Here is a 16,909-nt window from a genome sequence, read left to right as displayed (position 1 = left end):
GAGAGGGAAAATTCGTTGGCGCCGATGATGACGCTGCCATGATGCGGGGCACAGCGCCACGTAAGCGTCAGGCCACTACCGATGAGATGAGCGTCGGCGTCATCCTGGGCTTCCCGCCGGACATAGCCGAGGAACTCCAGCGCTGGCGGGCATCGTTCGGGGACCCCATGGCCGGCGTCATTCCCGCGCACATCACGCTGGTCACCACCACTCCCACCAAGGACTGGGAGGCCACCCGAAGCCATGTCCGCGAAGTTGCACGCAGGCAGGAACCGTTTACGGTCACCATTGCGGGGACGGGCTCCTTCCGTCCCGTGTCCCCGGTGGTCTTCCTGAACGTAGAAGACGGCTTCGGTCACTGCGTGAACCTGCACGAACAGCTGCAGACCGGTCCGTTGGAACGGGAACTGCCGTTTGCCTACCATCCGCATGTGACCATTGCCCATGATGTGCCGCCGGAGAGCCTGGATGAGGCCGAAACGGTGCTCAAGGATTACCGGGCCACATTCCCTGTGGTTAGCATGGGGCTGTACGAGCATGACATCAATGGCATTTGGCAGCTACGGGAAGAACTCGACTTTGGCATCGAAACTGACCACACCCGGGGCACGTCCGGCACAGGCGGCCCAGACGGCAACTGAGCCTCCGCTTCCCACGGAGCGCGCGCGGCTGAGGCTGGAAGTGAGCCGGAAGAAGGTCGAGTGGAGCAAGGCGCGCAGGTCCGGCAGCGGCGCCGTGGCCGGCCTGTCCGCCATGTCCCAGTGGCTGCTAGCCCGGCTGAATGCTTTCCGTCCCATGCGTGCGTTCCAGCACTACAACCTGCAGCACGGTCCGCTCATGGCGGCTGGTATCGGCTTCAGGATGTTCTTCTCCATCACGGGTCTGCTGGCCACCGGCCTTTCGCTGGCCGGCCTCGCCCTCAGCGGACAGCCGGCCCTGCTGGACCAGGTGATCAGGAGCGTGGCCAAGGCTGCGCCGGGTCTGATGAAGGTCGACGGCGGCGAGGGGCTGGTGGATCCCTACGAGCTGCTGAGCCCCTCCGGCCTGGGCTGGACCGCCGTGATCGCCGCCGTGGTGACGGTCTTCACCGCCTTGGGCTGGATCAGCGGCATCCGCGACGGCGTGCGGGGCATGATGCAGCTCGGCCCGCGTGGGATGAACCCGGTCCTGCAGACACTGCGGGACGCCGGCATCTTGTTGTTGCTGGGCGTGGCACTGGTGCTCAGCGCCGCCGCCTCCTTGATTTTCGGTACCGCAGCCGGGTGGGTCACTGAGCAGCTGCGGTTGGATCCGGTGATGGCCTGGCCGCTGACGACTGCAATCAAAGTGGGCGTGCCGCTGGCGCTGGGCTGGGTGACCGCCCTGATCATGTTCCGGCTGGCGGCGGGGCTGAAACTTACCCGTCGGGCACTGCTTGAAGGAACCGTCCTGTCGGCTGCGGGAACCACTGTGCTCCAGATCTTCAGCACTGAGCTGCTTGCCAGCGCAGGACGCAACCCGATTCTCGCGCCGTTCGCGATCATCATCGGGCTGCTCATCTGGTTCAACCTGGTCAGTCAGGTCTATTTGGTGTCAGCGGCCTGGTCAGCCGTTAGGGAAGAAGACCTGAAGAATGCACCTGATCCGAAGGCAACCGGATGGGGTTCCCGTCAGGTCCAGCCCGGAAAGACGCCAGTGGAGCGGGGCCGGCCCGCGGCTACCGGCCGCCGTCGAGGTACTGGTCTGCCCACGCGGAAATGATTTTTGCGGCACGGGCCGCCTGGCCTTTGCCGGTCAGCAGGTGGTCGCTGCCTTCCAGCGAGACGAAGCTTCGGGGGTGCCGTGCCGTCTGGAAGATGGTGCTGGCGTTTTCGATTCCCACAGTGTTGTCCGTGGGGGAGTGCAGCACCATGAGGGGTTTGTGCAGCTGCTTGATGCAGTCGGTCAGGTCCGCATTCTCGAGGTCCTCGACGAAGTGCCGGCGTATCTCCACGCGCTTGCCGCCCAGGTCCACCTCCGCGCTGCCTTCGCTGAGGATGCGGTCCAGGGCAGCGTCAAACACGTGGGCCACGTGCTTGGGGGAGAACGGGGCTCCCACGGTGGCCACGGCGTCAAGTTCGGGAATTTCCTTTGCTGCCGCCAGGACGGCGGCTCCGCCGAATGAATGCCCCACCAGCAGCGAGACCGGCTTACCCTCGGCCCGCATGAACTCCGCGGCCTTGACGGTGTCCGCCACCTTGTGGCTGAAGGAGCCCTCGGACCAGTACCCGCCGGAATCGCCCAGTCCCAGGTTGTCGAAGCGGAGCATCCCCACTCCGTTGTCCGCCAGTGCCTTGCACATCCGGGACGCCGACGGGCTGTCCTTGCCCAGGGTGAACCCGTGCGAGAACACACCCCAGCCCTTCACCGGCCCTTCCGGTACGTCGATGATGCCGGAAAGCAATTCGCCGGTGGATCCTTCGAAGCTGACTTTTTCGGAGCGGGACATGGGGACCCTTTCGTAGGGAGGCGGTAACGTGCCGTGAAACAACGACGGCGCCCCCACCTGAAAGGTGAGAGGCGCCGTCGTCGTGGTTCTCTTGGTTCTGACTCTTTAGGTTCTGGCGGACCAGTCGCTAGATCTTGCGGGAGAGGATTGCCTGCTTGACCTCTGCGATGGCCTGCGTGACCTGGATGCCGCGGGGGCATGCTTCGGTGCAGTTGAAGGTGGTGCGGCAGCGCCACACGCCTTCCTTGTCGTTGAGGATTTCCAGGCGCATGTCGCCGGCGTCATCACGGGAATCGAAGATGAAGCGGTGGGCGTTGACGATCGCTGCCGGGCCAAAGTACTGGCCGTCGGTCCAGAAGACCGGGCAGGACGACGTGCACGCGGCGCACAGGATGCACTTGGTGGTGTCGTCGAAGCGCTCACGGTCCTCCGCGGACTGCAGGCGTTCCTTGGTGGGCTCGTGGCCCTTGTTGATAAGGAACGGCATGACTTCGCGGAAGGACTGGAAGAACGGCTCCATGTCCACGATCAGGTCCTTCTCCACCGGCAGGCCCTTGATGGGTTCCACGGTGATGGGCTTGGTCGTGTCCAGGTCCTTCAGCAGGGTCTTGCACGCGAGGCGGTTGCGGCCGTTGATGCGCATGGCATCGGAACCGCAGACGCCGTGGGCGCAGGAACGGCGGAAGGAGACGCTGCCGTCGATTTCCCACTTGACCTTGTGCAGGGCATCCAGCACGCGGTCGGTGCCATACATGGTGACCTTGAAATCGTCCCAGGTGGCTTCCTCGGAAACCTCGGGGTTGTAACGGCGCACGCGCAGGGTCACGTCGAACGTCGGGATCTCTCCGCCGCCTCCGATGTGCGCGGGCAGTTCGATCTTTGAGGCTGGCTCAGCAAGTTCGGCGGACATCTTAGTACTTCCTCACCATCGGCTCGTAGCGGGTAAAGACAACCGGTTTGGTGGCCAGGCGGATGCCGGCAATTGCCTCTGCAGAGCCGTCCGCCGGGGCGTGGTCGTCCTTGTACGCCATGGAGTGCTTCATGAATTTTTCGTCGTCACGTTCCGGGAAGTCCTCGCGGAAGTGTCCGCCGCGGGACTCCTCCCGGTGCAGGGCTGCCACCGTCATGACCTTGGCCAGTTCCAGCAGGAAGCCCAGTTCAACGGCCTCAAGCAGGTCAAGGTTGAAGCGCTTGCCCTTGTCCTGAACGCTGATGTTCTTGTACCGGGCCTCGAAGGACTCGATGTCCTTCAGGACCTGGTTCAAGGTGTCGGCCGTGCGGAACACCTGCATGTTGGCATCCATGGTGTCCTGGAGTTCCTTGCGGATCACGGCCACCTTCTCGTCGCCGGTGCCGTTGCGGGCAATGTCCAGCAGCTCGATGGTGTACGCCTCCGGGTCCGCCGGGAGATCCACGAAGTCGGCCGTCTTGGCGTACTCCGCGGCGGCAATGCCGGCGCGCTTGCCGAACACGTTGATGTCCAGCAGCGAGTTGGTGCCCAGGCGGTTGGAGCCGTGGACCGAAACGCAGGCCACTTCGCCGGCCGCGTAAAGGCCCGGCACCACGGTGTCGTTATCCTGCAGGACTTCGGTGGTGATGTTGGTGGGGATGCCGCCCATTGCGTAGTGCGCCGTCGGGAACACCGGAACCGGCTCCGTGTACGGCTCCACACCCAGGTAGGTGCGCGCAAATTCGGTGATATCCGGCAGTTTGGCGTCGATGTGCGCGGGTTCGAGGTGCGTCAGGTCAAGGAGCACGTAGTCCTTGTTCGGTCCACAGCCGCGGCCCTCGCGGACCTCGTTGGCCATGGAACGCGCCACGATGTCACGGGGTGCCAGGTCCTTGATGGTGGGGGCGTAGCGCTCCATGAAGCGCTCACCCTCGGAGTTGCGCAGGATGGCCCCTTCGCCACGCGCGGCTTCCGACAGGAGGATGCCCAGGCCGGCAAGACCGGTCGGGTGGAACTGGAAGAATTCCATGTCCTCCAGGGGAATGCCGCGGCGGAACGCGATGCCCATGCCGTCGCCGGTCAGGGTGTGCGCGTTGGACGTGGTCTTGAAGACCTTGCCGGCGCCGCCGGAGGCGAACACGACCGACTTGGCCTGGAATACGTGCAGTTCGCCCGACGCCAGGTCGTAGGACACGACGCCGGCAACGCGCTTCTGCTTGTACGGCGTGCCGTCCTCGCGGACTGCGTCTTCCTCCACCGTCAGGAGGTCCAGGACGTAGTACTCGTTGTAGAACTCAACGTTGTGCTTGACACAGTTCTGGTACAGCGTCTGCAGGATCATGTGGCCGGTGCGGTCTGCTGCGTAGCAGGCACGGCGGACGGGGGCCTTGCCGTGGTCACGGGTGTGGCCGCCGAAGCGGCGCTGGTCAATCCGGCCTTCCGGCGTGCGGTTGAACGGCAGACCCATCTTTTCCAGATCCAGCACGGCGTCGATGGCTTCCTTCGCCATGACCTCGGCCGCGTCCTGGTCCACCAGGTAGTCGCCGCCCTTAATGGTGTCGAACGTGTGCCACTCCCAGTTGTCTTCCTCGACATTGGCCAGTGCTGCACACATGCCACCCTGCGCCGCACCGGTGTGCGAGCGGGTGGGGTAGAGCTTGGTCAGTACTGCTGTGCGCGCGCGCTGACCGGATTCGATCGCGGCGCGCATGCCAGCGCCACCGGCACCGACGATGACGACGTCGTACTTATGGACCTGCATACCAGACGCTCTTTCTCTCAAAATTCGCTATAAAACCACGGGCGGGCGGAGCCTGCACCGTAAATCCGTCGGCCCGCTCAGTGCGGGCACGGCTGATCCCCCCTGGGAGGAAAATGCCGCTAGGCTGCGGGGCAGAAGCCGCCCGGCAGCGGTACGCCGTTGACATCCAGCGGGCACGGGTTGAAGGTGAAGATCACCAGGGTACCCAGGATGATGATGACGGCCGTTGCGGCGTAAAGGACGATCTTCAGCCAGAAGCGCGTGGAGTCCTTCTCGGCGTAATCGTTGATGATGGTGCGGACACCGTTGGTGCCGTGCAGCATGGCAAGCCAGAGCATGGCCAGGTCCCAGAACTGCCAGAACGGATCGGCCCACTTGCCGGCCACGAAACCGAAGTCAATGGCATGGATGCCCTCTCCCACCATGAGGTTGACGAAGAGGTGCCCGAAGATCAGGACTACCAGGACAACGCCCGAAAGCCGCATGAACAGCCAGGCAGCCATTTCGAAGTTGCCCTTCGACGCGCCGCTGCGGCGGTACTTGGGGGCAATCAGTCCTGCGCCCGGCTTCCCGCCGTCTTTTCCGCTGCGGGGACTCTGAATGGTTGCAGTCATGGCTTAGTGACCTCCAAAGGCGAGGGAAAGGTGGCGGATGGAGAAGCCCACCATGACGATGACCCAGAGAATCAGGACCGTCCACAGCATTTGGCGCTGGTACTTCGCGCCCTTCTTCCAGAAGTCGACGGCGATGATCCGCAGGCCGTTGAAGGCGTGGAACACGATCGCTGCGACAAGGCCCGTTTCACCCAGGGCCATCAGGGGGTTCTTGTAGGCGCCGATCACGGCGGTGTATGCCTCGGGGGACACGCGCACCAATGAGGTGTCCAGCACATGGACCAACAAGAAGAAGAAAATCACTACACCGGTAATGCGGTGTCCAACCCAGGACCACATGCCTTCACGGCCGCGGTACAAGGTGCCAGCTGGTTTTGTCGGCACTGAATAAACCTCCCTGCAACACAGCGGCGCTGGCATGGGATCCACGCGGGGGGAACGCCTGCTGCGAGAGCACTCGTAAGCTCAAGCCTAAATCTAGGCTTCGCTCACAGCTTATTCAATTCAGGAACTCGTTGGTGACGCCTCCCCGCGCGGTTTTCGCGCATTTTTGAGACGAACGCCACATTGTGGCTGTCCCGGCGGCGTCGCCGAAAGTGCATCTGCCGGTCTCGGGGCGGTGGTCGGCTAAAGTAGGCCGTGATGAGTACAGACATAGTGACAAGCCGGAATTCACCGCTGGACCGTTTTATCGCGGTAATTCCTGCAGGCGGAGTGGGGACCCGCCTCTGGCCCCTGTCACGTGCAGCAGCCCCTAAATTTCTTCACGATCTCACCGGTTCCGGCAGCACGCTGCTGCGGGCGACCTATGACCGGCTGGAGCCGCTTGCCGGAAAAGGCGTGCTGGTTGTTACCGGCGTTGCCCACCGGAACGCCGTCTGCAGCCAGCTCCCGGAGATCCAGGAATCCGACCTGATCCTGGAAAGCGAGCCCAAGGACTCCGGCGCGGCCATCGGCCTCGCTGCCGCCATCCTGTACCAGCGGGATCCGGACACCATCATGGGCTCCTTCGCCGCGGACCAGGTGATCAGCCCCGACGATCTCTTCCAGGATGCCGTGCGCGAGGCCATCCACACGGCTGCGGCCGGAAAGATCGTCACCATAGGCATCAAGCCCACGCACCCGTCCACCGGATTCGGCTACATCCGTGCCGGCCAGAAGCTGTCTATTCCGAACGCCCCGAGCGCGCAGGCCGTGGTTGAGTTCGTGGAAAAGCCCAGCGAGGACGTTGCCCAGCAGTACGTGGACAGCGGAGAGTACGTCTGGAATGCAGGCATGTTCGTTGCTCCGGTGTCACTGATGCTGAAGCACCTCGAGGCAAACCAGCCTGAGCTCTTCAAGGGGCTCACGGAAATTGCGCAGGCCTGGGACACCCCGGAACGTGACGAGGTCACTACCCGCATCTGGCCCACGCTGCCGAAGATCGCCATCGACTACGCGGTGGCGGAGCCTGCCGCCGCTGCCGGGGATGTCGCCGTCGTGCCGGGAACTTTCCGTTGGGACGACGTCGGCGACTTTGCTTCCGTGGGCCGGCTCAACAGCGCCAAGGAAGTGGACGACGTGACAGTCCTCGGCGAAGGCGCCCGCGTCTTCACCGAAAACGCAAGCGGCGTGGTTGTCACGGACACCAAGCGCGTCATTGCGCTGATCGGCATCAAGGACGTGGTCATCGTAGACACGCCGGATGCCTTGCTGGTCACCACCATGGCCCACTCCCAGCGCGTCAAAGCAGCCGTGGATGCGCTCAAGGCCAGCGGTGACACCGACGTCCTCTAAACCGGACACGGCAAACCCTGCTCAGCCCGGCCTTCCCCGCACGCGTCGGGAATGCCGGGCTGAGCCGTTCCAGACGCCGGGAGCCGGCTCCCGGATACGTAACCTCCGACGCTGATGCGGGTATTCGTGGCGGCGTCGCTAGAGTTGTTTCGTGCGCAATTACACTACTGAAGCCGAGCCCACCGCCCTTGTGGGGCCGTGGCTGGAGCCGCTGCTGCCGGAACTGATCGATTTCCGCCGTGACCTTCATGCGCATCCCGAACTGTCCTTCAAGGAGTTCCGGACCACGAACAAGCTGGCCGAACGGCTCGAAGCCGCCGGACTCAAACCGCGCCGGCTTGAAGGCACAGGCCTTACGGTCGACGTCGGTGAGGGTCCCATTGCCACCGCCCTCCGCGGCGACATCGACGCGCTCCCCATCATTGAGGAAACGGGGCTGCCGTTCGCGTCCAAGAACCACGGTGTCACCCATGCCTGCGGCCACGATGTCCACACCACCACCATGTTGGGGATCGCCCTCGTGCTGCACCGCATGCACCAGGAATCCCCCCTGGGCGGCACCGTACGGATCATCTTCCAGCCTGCCGAGGAAACCATGCCCGGCGGAGCACACTCCTGCATCGAGCAAGGCGTGCTCGAAGGCGTACCGCGCATCCTCGCCCTGCACTGCGACCCGCGCATCGAGGTGGGCAAGATCGGCACCCGGATCGGTGCCATCACGTCGGCTTCGGACACCATCAGGATTGAGCTTTCCGGCCGCGGCGGCCACACGTCCCGGCCGCATCTCACCGAGGACCTCGTTTTCGCCCTGGCGCAGATCGCGGTCAACGTGCCGGCAGTCCTGTCCCGCCGCGTGGATGTTCGAAGCGGCGTCTCCGTGGTGTGGGGGCACATCTCGGCCGGCTCGGCACCCAATGCCATTCCGGGCACGGGCTACATGGCAGGCACCATGCGCTGCCTGGACCGCGACGCCTGGCACAGCGCCGGCGAACTCCTGGATGAAGTGGTCCACCAGGTGGCCGCGCCCTACAACGTGGACGTCCGGCTGGAGCACACCCGGGGAGTCCCTCCTGTGGTCAACTCCGAGCATGAGACTGCCCTGATCGAGGCAGCTGCACGCGCTGAGATCGCCGAAAGTGCCGTGGTCCTCACGCCCCAGTCCATGGGCGGGGAAGATTTCGCCTGGTTCCTGGCCGAACTGCCGGGCGCTATGATGCGGCTTGGCACCAAGACTCCCGGCGGCGAGGAATATGACCTTCACCGGGGCGATTACATCCTGGACGAGCGTGCCCTGGGGTACGGCATCCAGGTCCTGACCGCGGCAGCGCTCCGCACCATCCGCGACCTCTAGCCCCGCCACGCCCCGCTACGAGCCAGCGCGAACGGACACTTAAGCCCCGCACCAGCGGCGCGAACGGACAGTTAATGCCCCAAACCGGGGCCTTAACTGTCCGTTCGCGCTTAGCCGGCAGATAAGTTGTGCACAATTTAATTGTGCGATATCGTTTTTCTTATGACCGACGCTCCCAGACTCAACCGCCAGGTGTGCTTTGCGCTCTACTCCGCGTCGAAGGCGGCCACGGCCGTGTACCGGCCCATGCTGGATGAGCTGGGCCTGACCTATCCCCAGTACCTCGTCATGCTGGTGCTCTGGGAGGACCAGCCCCGCAGCGTCCGCGAGTTGGGGGAGGAGCTGGGCCTGGACTCGGGCACACTCTCCCCGTTGCTGAAGAGGCTCGAATCGCTGGGCCTCGTGGAGCGTCGTCGTTCGGCCGAGGATGAGCGGCGGGTGGAAGTCTTCCTCACGGACTCCGGCACGGCGCTCAGCGCCAAGGCCGGCGCCATTCCCCAGCAGCTCGCCAATGCCGCGGGCCTGTCCGCGGCAGAGCTCGACCAGCTCCGGGAAACCCTGGGCAGGCTGACTGCCGCCCTCCATTCCTCCCGCTAGCCGGATTTCGATCGAGCAGAATTTCCATCCAACAGAACGGAACCACGTGAAGACCCTCTATACAGCTGAAGCACTCGCCTCGGGCGAAGGGCGGGACGGGAACGCCCGCACCAAGGACGGCCGGCTTGACGTCAGCCTGGCCAGCCCGGTGGAACTGGGCGGCAACGGCCAGGGCACCAATCCGGAACAGCTGTTCGCTGCCGGTTACGCCGCATGCTTCCACTCAGCCCTGCGCCTGGTGGGCCGTAAGGAAAAGGTCGATCTCACGGACTCTGCCGTGGCAGCCAAGATCCACTTCGGCGCGCTGGAGGACGGCGTGGGCTATGGCCTGGCCGCCGAACTCGAAATCGCACTGCCCGCCGTGGTCCTTGCAACGGCGGAAGCGCTGGTGGCCAAAGCGCACCAGATCTGCCCCTATTCCAATGCCACCCGCGGCAACATCAACGTAGACATCAAGATCCTGGAGGTGGCCGCATGAGCGCCAACACCACAACCCTTCCCCGTACAACCCGCGAGATCCAGCTGGCTTCCCGTCCGCACGGCCGGCCCGTCCCGGAGAACTTCCGCTTGGCCGAGTCGGAGCTCCCGGAACTGCAGGACGGCCAGGTGCTGGTCCGCAACCAGTTCATCTCGGTCGATCCCTACATGCGCGGCCGCATGAACGACGTCAAGTCGTACTCAGCGCCGTTTGCGCTGGATGCAGCGCTCGACGGCGGCGCCGTCGGTGAGGTGATCGCGTCCCGGTCGGAGGAACGCAAGGTGGGGGACGTCGTCGTGCATTCCCTCGGCTGGCGCGAATACGCGGTGCTTGATGCCGCCGCCACATCCCTGGCGCGCACCGACCTGGCACCCGCGTCAGCGTTCCTCGGTGCCCTGGGCATGACGGGCCTGACGGCTTATGCGGGCCTCCTGAAGGTGGCTGAATTCAAGCCCGGAGAAGTGGTCTTCGTCTCCGGGGCAGCAGGTGCCGTAGGTTCGCTCGTGGGGCAGATTGCCAAAGCGATGGGTGCGTCCCGGGTCATTGGCAGTGCGGGGTCGCCGGAAAAGGTGGCGCGACTGCTGGAGCTTGGCTTCGACGCCGCGTTCAACTACAACGACGATCCGGTGGCCGGGCAACTCGCAGCGGCCGCAGGCGAGCGCGGGATCGACGTGTACTTTGACAACGTCGGCGGTGAACACCTTGAAGCGGCCCTGTCTGCGCTCACGGTGGGCGGCCGCGTCGCCATGTGCGGTGCCATTGCGCAGTACAACTCGACCGAACCGACTCCCGCTCCCCGTAACCTCATGCAGGCCATCGGGAAGCAGCTGACCCTCAAGGGATTCCTGGTCGGCGGTTACTGGCAGCACATGGATGAGTTCGTCCGGACCGTTTCCGCCTGGGTGGCCGACGGCACCGTCCGCTACGACGAAACGGTTGTGGACGGTCTGGAAAACGCCCCGCAGGCCTTCATGGACCTCCTCGATGGCGCCAACACCGGGAAGATGCTGGTCCGAATCTAGGAAAATGGACGTGACTTGCGGTGGCCGCTACCGGTAGGTAACAAGTTCTCAACAATCTCCGGGCAAGGGTGGCGGCGTGGTGCCGGGACGTGTTCCAGGCCACTACAGTAGCTGTCATCAGTGCGCCTCGGCGCAGTGCTGCGAAACCATCAGTGAAAACAGAATTTCAGTGTGGAGCATTCGAAACGGACACTCATTGAACTCCCGTCGTAGCGCCTATCTCTTTGTTCCTGGAGGAAAATTGAAGAACTCACTGCGTGCAACCCTCAAGCGCGGTTCAATGACCGGCGTTGCCACCGTCGGGGCGGCCGCTCTCCTGCTGACCGGCTGCGGGGCTGCCCCGGAAGCCGGCAGCACCGCCAGCGCCACGGCCAGCGACTACACGGGCTGCATCGTCTCCGACTCGGGTGGATTCGACGACCAGTCGTTCAACCAGTCCTCCTACGAAGGCCTGAAGAAGACGGAGAAGGACCTCGGGATCAAGGTCAACCAGGTCGAGTCCAAGACCAACAACGACTTTGAGCCGAACCTGCGCGCCATGGTCACCGCGGGCTGCAACCTGACCGTCACCGTGGGCTTCCTGCTCGGCGATGCCACCAAGGCCCAGGCCACCGCCAACCCGGACAAGCACTTCGCGATCATTGACTTCGGCTACGACACCCCCATCAGCAACGTCAAGCCGATCATCTACGACACTGCCCAGGCTGCCTTCATGGCCGGATACCTGGCGGCAGGCTCCACCAAAACCGGAACGGTGGCAACCTTCGGCGGCATCAAGATCCCCACGGTCACCATCTTCATGGACGGCTACGCAGACGGTGTGAAGTACTACAACGAGCAGAAGGGCAAGGACGTCAAGATCCTTGGCTGGGACAAGGCGAAGCAGGACGGCAGCTTCACGGGCGACTTCGAAAAGCAGGACAAGGGCAAGCAGCTGACCCAGAACTTCCTGGACCAGGGCGCAGACATCGTGATGCCCGTTGCCGGCCCCGTCGGCAAGGGAGCAGGCGCAGCGCTCAAGGAAGCCAAGGCGGCAGGCAAGGACGTCAAGCTCATCTGGGTTGACTCCGACGGCTTCCTCACCGCTCCCGACTACAAGGACATCATGCTCTCCTCCGTCATGAAGCAGATGGGCGAAGCAGTGGAGACCGTCGTGAAGGAAGACAAGGACGGCAAGTTCACCAACACGCCGTACGTCGGTACCCTCGCGAACGACGGCGTGCAGCTGGCTCCGTTCCACGATCTGGAGTCCCAGGTTCCCGCGGAACTGAAGACCGAACTGGAAAAGATCAAGAAGGACATCGTTGACGGCAAGCTGAAGGTCGAGTCGGCAGCGAGCCCGAAGGCCTAGTTCCCTCCGCAAAGCGCCACCACCCGGTTGGTCACTGACTTCCGGGCGGTGGCGCTTTTCGTTGGCGCCAGCTTTTCCGGGCTGCGGCGCCCGCTCCGCCAACGGCTGCAGGCACTAGGCTGGTGCTGCAGCCACATATCCCGTCCGGGCACATCTTCCGGACGCTTCGAGATTGGTCAGAGTTTTGAAACTTGAACTCAGAGGGATCACCAAACGCTTCGGCTCCCTTGTTGCCAACGATCACATCGATGTGGTTGTTGAACCCGGGCAAATTCATTGTTTGCTTGGTGAAAACGGCGCTGGCAAGTCCACGCTGATGAATGTCCTGTACGGCCTGTACGAGCCAAGTGAGGGCGAAATCCTGGTGGACGGCAAAGCCGTCACCTTCCGTGGCCCGGGCGACGCGATGGCTGCGGGCATCGGCATGGTGCACCAGCACTTCATGCTTGTTCCGGTCTTCACTGTTGCGGAGAACGTGGCGCTCGGGGCAGAAACCACCAAAGCTGGAGGTTTCCTTAACCTCGATGACACCCGGCGGAAGATCAAGGAGATCTCCGATAGATACGGCTTCGACGTCGACCCCGACGCCCTGATCGAGGAGCTCCCCGTCGGTGTCCAGCAGCGGGTGGAAATCATCAAGGCCCTGGTCCGCGATGCGAAGGTGCTCATCCTTGACGAGCCCACCGCCGTGCTGACACCCCAGGACACCGACGAACTCCTGGACATCATGCGCCAGCTGAAAAGCCACGGCACCTCCATCGTCTTCATCTCGCACAAACTCCGGGAAGTGAAGGCCGTCTCGGACACCATCACTGTCATCCGGCGCGGCAAGGTGGTGGGCACGGCGGACCCGGGTGCTTCGACCACTGAGCTTGCGTCCATGATGGTGGGCCGCGCAGTCAACCTGACCCTGGACAAGGCCCCGGCCAAGCCGCAGGAAACCACGTTCCAGGTCAAGGACCTCACGGTGATCGCCCCGACCGGCCAGCACGTGGTGGACGGCATCAGCTTCGACATTGCCCGCGGCGAAATCCTGGCCATCGCAGGTGTGCAGGGCAACGGCCAGACCGAACTGACGGAAGCCATCCTTGGCCTGCAGGACCGCGTCCACGGATCAATCCTGCTGGACGGCGAGGAGCTCCTGGGCCGCAGTGTCAAGGAAGTGCTCCGGGCCGGCGTCGGCTTCGTCCCGGAAGACCGGACCGTTGACGGGCTGATCGGCACGTTCTCCATCGCGGAGAACCTGGTGCTGGACCGCTACGACCAGCCGCCATTCGCCAAGGGCATCAGCATGAGTCCTGCCCGGATCCTGGAGAACGCCAAGTCCAGGATCGACGAGTTCGATGTCCGGACACCGTCAGGGTCATTGGCCGCAGGTACCCTCTCCGGCGGAAACCAGCAGAAAGTCGTCATGGCCCGGGAACTGTCCCGGCCGCTGCGCCTGTTCATCGCCTCCCAGCCCACCCGCGGCGTGGATGTCGGTTCCATCGAATTCCTGCACAAACGCATCGTGGCCGAACGGGACCAGGGAACGCCGGTGATGATTGTGTCCACTGAACTGGACGAAGTGATTGAGCTGGCGGACCGGATCGCCGTTCTCTATAAGGGCAAACTGGTGGGCATCGTCCCGGCCGGCACCGGACGCGACGTCCTCGGCCTGATGATGGCGGGTCTTTCCCCGGAAAGCGCCCACGCGGATGCAGCCCACGGCGGAGCTGGTACCAGCAGCGGCGCCGGCGCCGCCAGCGGGCACATGCCCGTCCAGACTTCCACCTCCGGCGCCGAAGGAGGCGACCAGTGACTGAACAGGACAAGCCCAAACACGTGGCTGAAGTGAACGCGGCGGACAGCCGCGACGGCCAGGCCCCCGACCCCCAGCCTCACGAACGCCAGGCGCCTGCCGAAGAGGCCGCAGCCGCCGCCGCACTGGATACCGCCGGCGGCGCAATGCAGCCCTCGGCCGTTCCCGTCTCGGCCCAAAGCGGCACCGTTCCCGGCGGCGCGGAAACGCTGGTCCGGCGGATCTTCACCGGCAGCGGGATGGTGTCGGTGCTGGCGGTCCTGCTGGCCCTGATCCTCGGCGGACTGCTGATTGCCAGCACGGACAAGCAGGTGGGCGCCACCGCAAGCTACCTCTTCGCCAGGCCCTCGGACTTCCTCTCGGCTGTCTGGAACGCCGCGACACGTTCGTACATTGCCCTGTTCCAGGGATCGGTCTTCAACCCGAAAGGCTCCAGCGTCGCGGTGCAGTTTGCTCCGCTGATGGAAACCCTCACCATCGCCACCCCGCTGATCACGGCAGGCCTGGGCGTCGCACTGGCATTCCGTGCCGGCCTGTTCAACATTGGTGCCCAGGGCCAGATCATCATGGCCGGCATCCTCGCCGCCTGGGTCGGCTTCGCGCTGCACCTGCCGCTGGGCCTGCACCTGCTGCTGGTCCTCGTTGCCGGCATCGTGGGCGGCGCCATCTGGGGCGGACTGGTGGGCCTGCTGAAGGCCCGCACCGGGGCCCACGAAGTGATCCTGACCATCATGTTCAACTACATCGCCCTGTACTTCCTGCGCTACCTGCTGAACACGCCGGCGTTCCAGCGGCCGGGGGAGTCCAACCCCATCTCGCCGATCCTGGATCCCACCGCTGTGTACCCGCAGATTTTCGGGACCCAGTACCGGCTACACCTGGGCTTTGTCCTGGCCATCGCCGCCACCGTTCTCGTCTGGTGGCTGCTTAACCGCTCCACCGTCGGCTTTGAATTCCGTGCGGTCGGCGCCAACCCCAAGGCGGCCCTGACCGCCGGCATTAACGTGCCCCGGGCCACGGTCCTGGTCATGGCGATCGCCGGTGCCCTGGCCGGGATGTCCGGCGTGGCACAGGTGGCGGGAACCGAAAAGGTCCTGACCGACGGCGTCGCAGCCACCTACGGTTTCGACGCCATCACCGTTGCCCTGCTGGGACGTTCGACGCCGTGGGGCACCTTCGCTGCCGGCCTGCTGTTCGGCGCCTTCCGCGCCGGTGCAGTGCAGATGCAGATCCAGACCGGAACCCCGATCGACATTGTGCTCGTGGTCCAGTCGCTGATCGTTCTGTTCATCGCGGCACCGCCCCTGGTACGTGCCGTCTTTGGGCTCAATCCCCGCAAGAAGAAGGCCGCCACGGTCGGTAAGTCCCAGAAGGCAGCCACCACCGGAGGTGCAGCATGAGCACAACAGCAACATCGCCCGTTCCGGGAAAGCCGCAGCCGGGAACGCAGCGGCCGGGAACGCCGCGGCCGGCCGAGGATAATGCCCCCGCGGTATCCGCAAAGCCCGTGACGTGGAAGGTGCCGGTCCTGCTGGCTGTCCTCGGCGTCGTCGCGTTCATCTTCTTCGGCATCATGGGACCCAACCAGACGGCCAAGTTCGGAATTTCCTCAAGCGGGGACTTCTTCCAGCTTCCGGCCATCGAAGTTCCGGCTTTCCTTGGCGGAATCGTCCTGTCGGTGCTGATGCTGGGCCTCGCCGCCTACGCGGTGTACCTCAAGACGCGGAACGAAGCCTCTCCCCGCTGGCTGCCCATCGTCTTCATCGTCCTCTTCGTGGCAGCGTTCCTGATCTGGGTAGTCGGCGGCGCCCGCACGCCGAGCATCTCGCTCGCCGGGCTCATCGCCGGTTCCGTGACTCTCGCGGTCCCGCTCGTGTTCGGATCGCTTTCCGGTGTGCTCTGCGAACGCGCGGGCGTTGTCAACATTGCGATTGAGGGCCAGCTGCTGGGCGGCGCGTTTACGGCCGCCATGGTGGCCACCCTGACCAAGAGCCCCTTCATCGGGCTGCTGGCAGCGGCAGTCGCCGGTGCCGTCGTCTCCATGGTGCTGGCGGTCTTCAGCATCAAATACCTGGTCAACCAGATCATCGTGGGCGTGGTACTCAACGTCCTCGTCTCGGGCCTGACCGGCTTCCTGTTCAGCACCGTCATGCAGGCCGACAAGGCCCGGTTCAACTCACCGGGACGGCTGCCCATCATCGACATCCCCGTGTTGTCCAGCATTCCGGTGATCGGCCCCATCCTCTTCAAGCAGTCCGTAGTGGGTTACCTGATGTACATCGCAGTCGCCGTGGTGTGGGTCGGCCTCTTCAAGACAAAATGGGGCCTGCGCGTCCGGGCCGTCGGGGAACACCCGCAGGCCGCGGACACGATGGGCATCAAGGTTAACGCCACGCGCTTCTGGAACGTCACCCTCGGCGGAGCGGTTGCAGGCATCGGTGGTTCCTTCTTCACCCTGGTGGCCATCGACAGTTTCACCAAGGAGATCTCGGGCGGACGCGGCTTCATTGCCCTGGCCGCGCTGATCTTCGGCCGGTGGAACCCGATCGGGGCCTTCTTTGCGGCGCTGCTGTTCGGCTTCGCGGACAACCTGCAGAGCATCGTGACCATCATCGGCACCCCGGTTCCCAGCCAGTTCATGGCCATGCTGCCCTACCTGGTGACGGTGCTCGCCGTCGCCGGGCTGGTGGGCCGCTCCAGGCCGCCGGCGGCTGACGGCATACCGTACGTCAAGGGGTGAG

At 64.3% G+C, this 16,909-nt stretch carries 16 protein-coding genes; 11 read left to right on the top strand and 5 right to left on the bottom strand.

Annotated features, from left to right (window positions below; translation table 11 throughout):
• Positions 1-38 precede the first annotated feature (38 nt).
• Positions 39-641, top strand: coding sequence for a 2'-5' RNA ligase family protein (locus tag ACFVWT_RS15175; RefSeq protein WP_390249278.1), 603 nt, complete (start codon positions 39-41; stop codon positions 639-641).
• A complete protein-coding gene (locus tag ACFVWT_RS15170) occupies positions 547-1,740 on the top strand; it encodes a YihY/virulence factor BrkB family protein (RefSeq protein WP_390249145.1) in 1,194 nt (397 codons plus the stop codon). The genes ACFVWT_RS15175 and ACFVWT_RS15170 overlap by 95 nt, the downstream gene beginning before the upstream one ends.
• Here ACFVWT_RS15170 and ACFVWT_RS15165 read toward each other — a convergent pair.
• The 5 genes from ACFVWT_RS15165 to sdhC form a co-directional block, all read right to left on the bottom strand.
• Complete coding sequence (locus ACFVWT_RS15165) at positions 1,697-2,467, bottom strand: alpha/beta hydrolase family protein (RefSeq protein ID WP_390249143.1); 771 nt, start codon at positions 2,465-2,467, stop codon at positions 1,697-1,699. The genes ACFVWT_RS15170 and ACFVWT_RS15165 overlap by 44 nt on opposite strands.
• A gap of 127 nt (positions 2,468-2,594) precedes the next feature.
• Positions 2,595-3,377 carry a succinate dehydrogenase iron-sulfur subunit gene (locus ACFVWT_RS15160; RefSeq protein ID WP_011690989.1) on the bottom strand — a complete coding sequence of 261 codons (783 nt, stop codon included), beginning with the start codon at positions 3,375-3,377 and terminating at the stop codon, positions 2,595-2,597.
• 1 nt (position 3,378) lies between these two features.
• Positions 3,379-5,178 (bottom strand): succinate dehydrogenase flavoprotein subunit, encoded by a 1,800-nt coding sequence (gene sdhA, locus ACFVWT_RS15155; protein WP_390249141.1) that lies wholly within the window; start codon positions 5,176-5,178, stop codon positions 3,379-3,381.
• Positions 5,179-5,297: 119 nt separating this feature from the next.
• Positions 5,298-5,792 carry a succinate dehydrogenase hydrophobic membrane anchor subunit gene (locus ACFVWT_RS15150; RefSeq protein ID WP_011690991.1) on the bottom strand — a complete coding sequence of 165 codons (495 nt, stop codon included), beginning with the start codon at positions 5,790-5,792 and terminating at the stop codon, positions 5,298-5,300.
• Between the two features lie 3 nt (positions 5,793-5,795).
• Complete coding sequence (gene sdhC / locus ACFVWT_RS15145; protein ID WP_081818859.1) at positions 5,796-6,176, bottom strand: succinate dehydrogenase, cytochrome b556 subunit; 381 nt, start codon at positions 6,174-6,176, stop codon at positions 5,796-5,798.
• 258 nt (positions 6,177-6,434) lie between these two features.
• Here sdhC and ACFVWT_RS15140 point away from each other — a divergent pair, with 258 nt between their 5' ends.
• The 9 genes from ACFVWT_RS15140 to ACFVWT_RS15100 all read left to right on the top strand — a co-directional run bounded on the left by ACFVWT_RS15140 (position 6,435) and on the right by ACFVWT_RS15100 (position 16,908).
• The gene (locus ACFVWT_RS15140) at positions 6,435-7,568 is read left to right on the top strand and encodes a mannose-1-phosphate guanylyltransferase (RefSeq protein WP_390249138.1); all 1,134 of its coding nucleotides are present in this window, start codon (positions 6,435-6,437) and stop codon (positions 7,566-7,568) included.
• A 151-nt stretch (positions 7,569-7,719) separates the two neighbouring features.
• A complete protein-coding gene (locus ACFVWT_RS15135; RefSeq protein ID WP_043479326.1) occupies positions 7,720-8,919 on the top strand; it encodes an amidohydrolase in 1,200 nt (399 codons plus the stop codon).
• 162 nt (positions 8,920-9,081) lie between these two features.
• A complete protein-coding gene (locus ACFVWT_RS15130) occupies positions 9,082-9,516 on the top strand; it encodes a MarR family winged helix-turn-helix transcriptional regulator (RefSeq protein WP_390249136.1) in 435 nt (144 codons plus the stop codon).
• Between the two features lie 46 nt (positions 9,517-9,562).
• Positions 9,563-9,994, top strand: coding sequence for an organic hydroperoxide resistance protein (locus ACFVWT_RS15125; RefSeq protein ID WP_390249134.1), 432 nt, complete (start codon positions 9,563-9,565; stop codon positions 9,992-9,994).
• Entirely contained in the window at positions 9,991-11,016 is a 1,026-nt protein-coding gene (locus ACFVWT_RS15120) for an NADP-dependent oxidoreductase (RefSeq protein ID WP_390249131.1), read from the top strand. The genes ACFVWT_RS15125 and ACFVWT_RS15120 overlap by 4 nt, the downstream gene beginning before the upstream one ends.
• A 280-nt stretch (positions 11,017-11,296) precedes the next feature.
• Positions 11,297-12,367 carry a BMP family protein gene (locus tag ACFVWT_RS15115; protein ID WP_390249276.1) on the top strand — a complete coding sequence of 357 codons (1,071 nt, stop codon included), beginning with the start codon at positions 11,297-11,299 and terminating at the stop codon, positions 12,365-12,367.
• 184 nt (positions 12,368-12,551) lie between these two features.
• The gene (locus tag ACFVWT_RS15110) at positions 12,552-14,168 is read left to right on the top strand and encodes an ABC transporter ATP-binding protein (RefSeq protein WP_390249129.1); all 1,617 of its coding nucleotides are present in this window, start codon (positions 12,552-12,554) and stop codon (positions 14,166-14,168) included.
• The gene (locus tag ACFVWT_RS15105; RefSeq protein WP_390249127.1) at positions 14,165-15,568 is read left to right on the top strand and encodes an ABC transporter permease; all 1,404 of its coding nucleotides are present in this window, start codon (positions 14,165-14,167) and stop codon (positions 15,566-15,568) included. Before ACFVWT_RS15110 ends, ACFVWT_RS15105 begins: the two co-directional genes overlap by 4 nt.
• Positions 15,565-16,908 (top strand): ABC transporter permease, encoded by a 1,344-nt coding sequence (locus tag ACFVWT_RS15100; protein ID WP_390249125.1) that lies wholly within the window; start codon positions 15,565-15,567, stop codon positions 16,906-16,908. Before ACFVWT_RS15105 ends, ACFVWT_RS15100 begins: the two co-directional genes overlap by 4 nt.
• The last annotated feature ends 1 nt before the right edge of the window (position 16,909 follow it).

The sequence above is a fragment of the Arthrobacter sp. NPDC058288 genome (assembly GCF_042880995.1).
Classification (GTDB): domain Bacteria; phylum Actinomycetota; class Actinomycetes; order Actinomycetales; family Micrococcaceae; genus Arthrobacter.
This window is presented reverse-complemented; position numbering and strand designations above follow the sequence as displayed.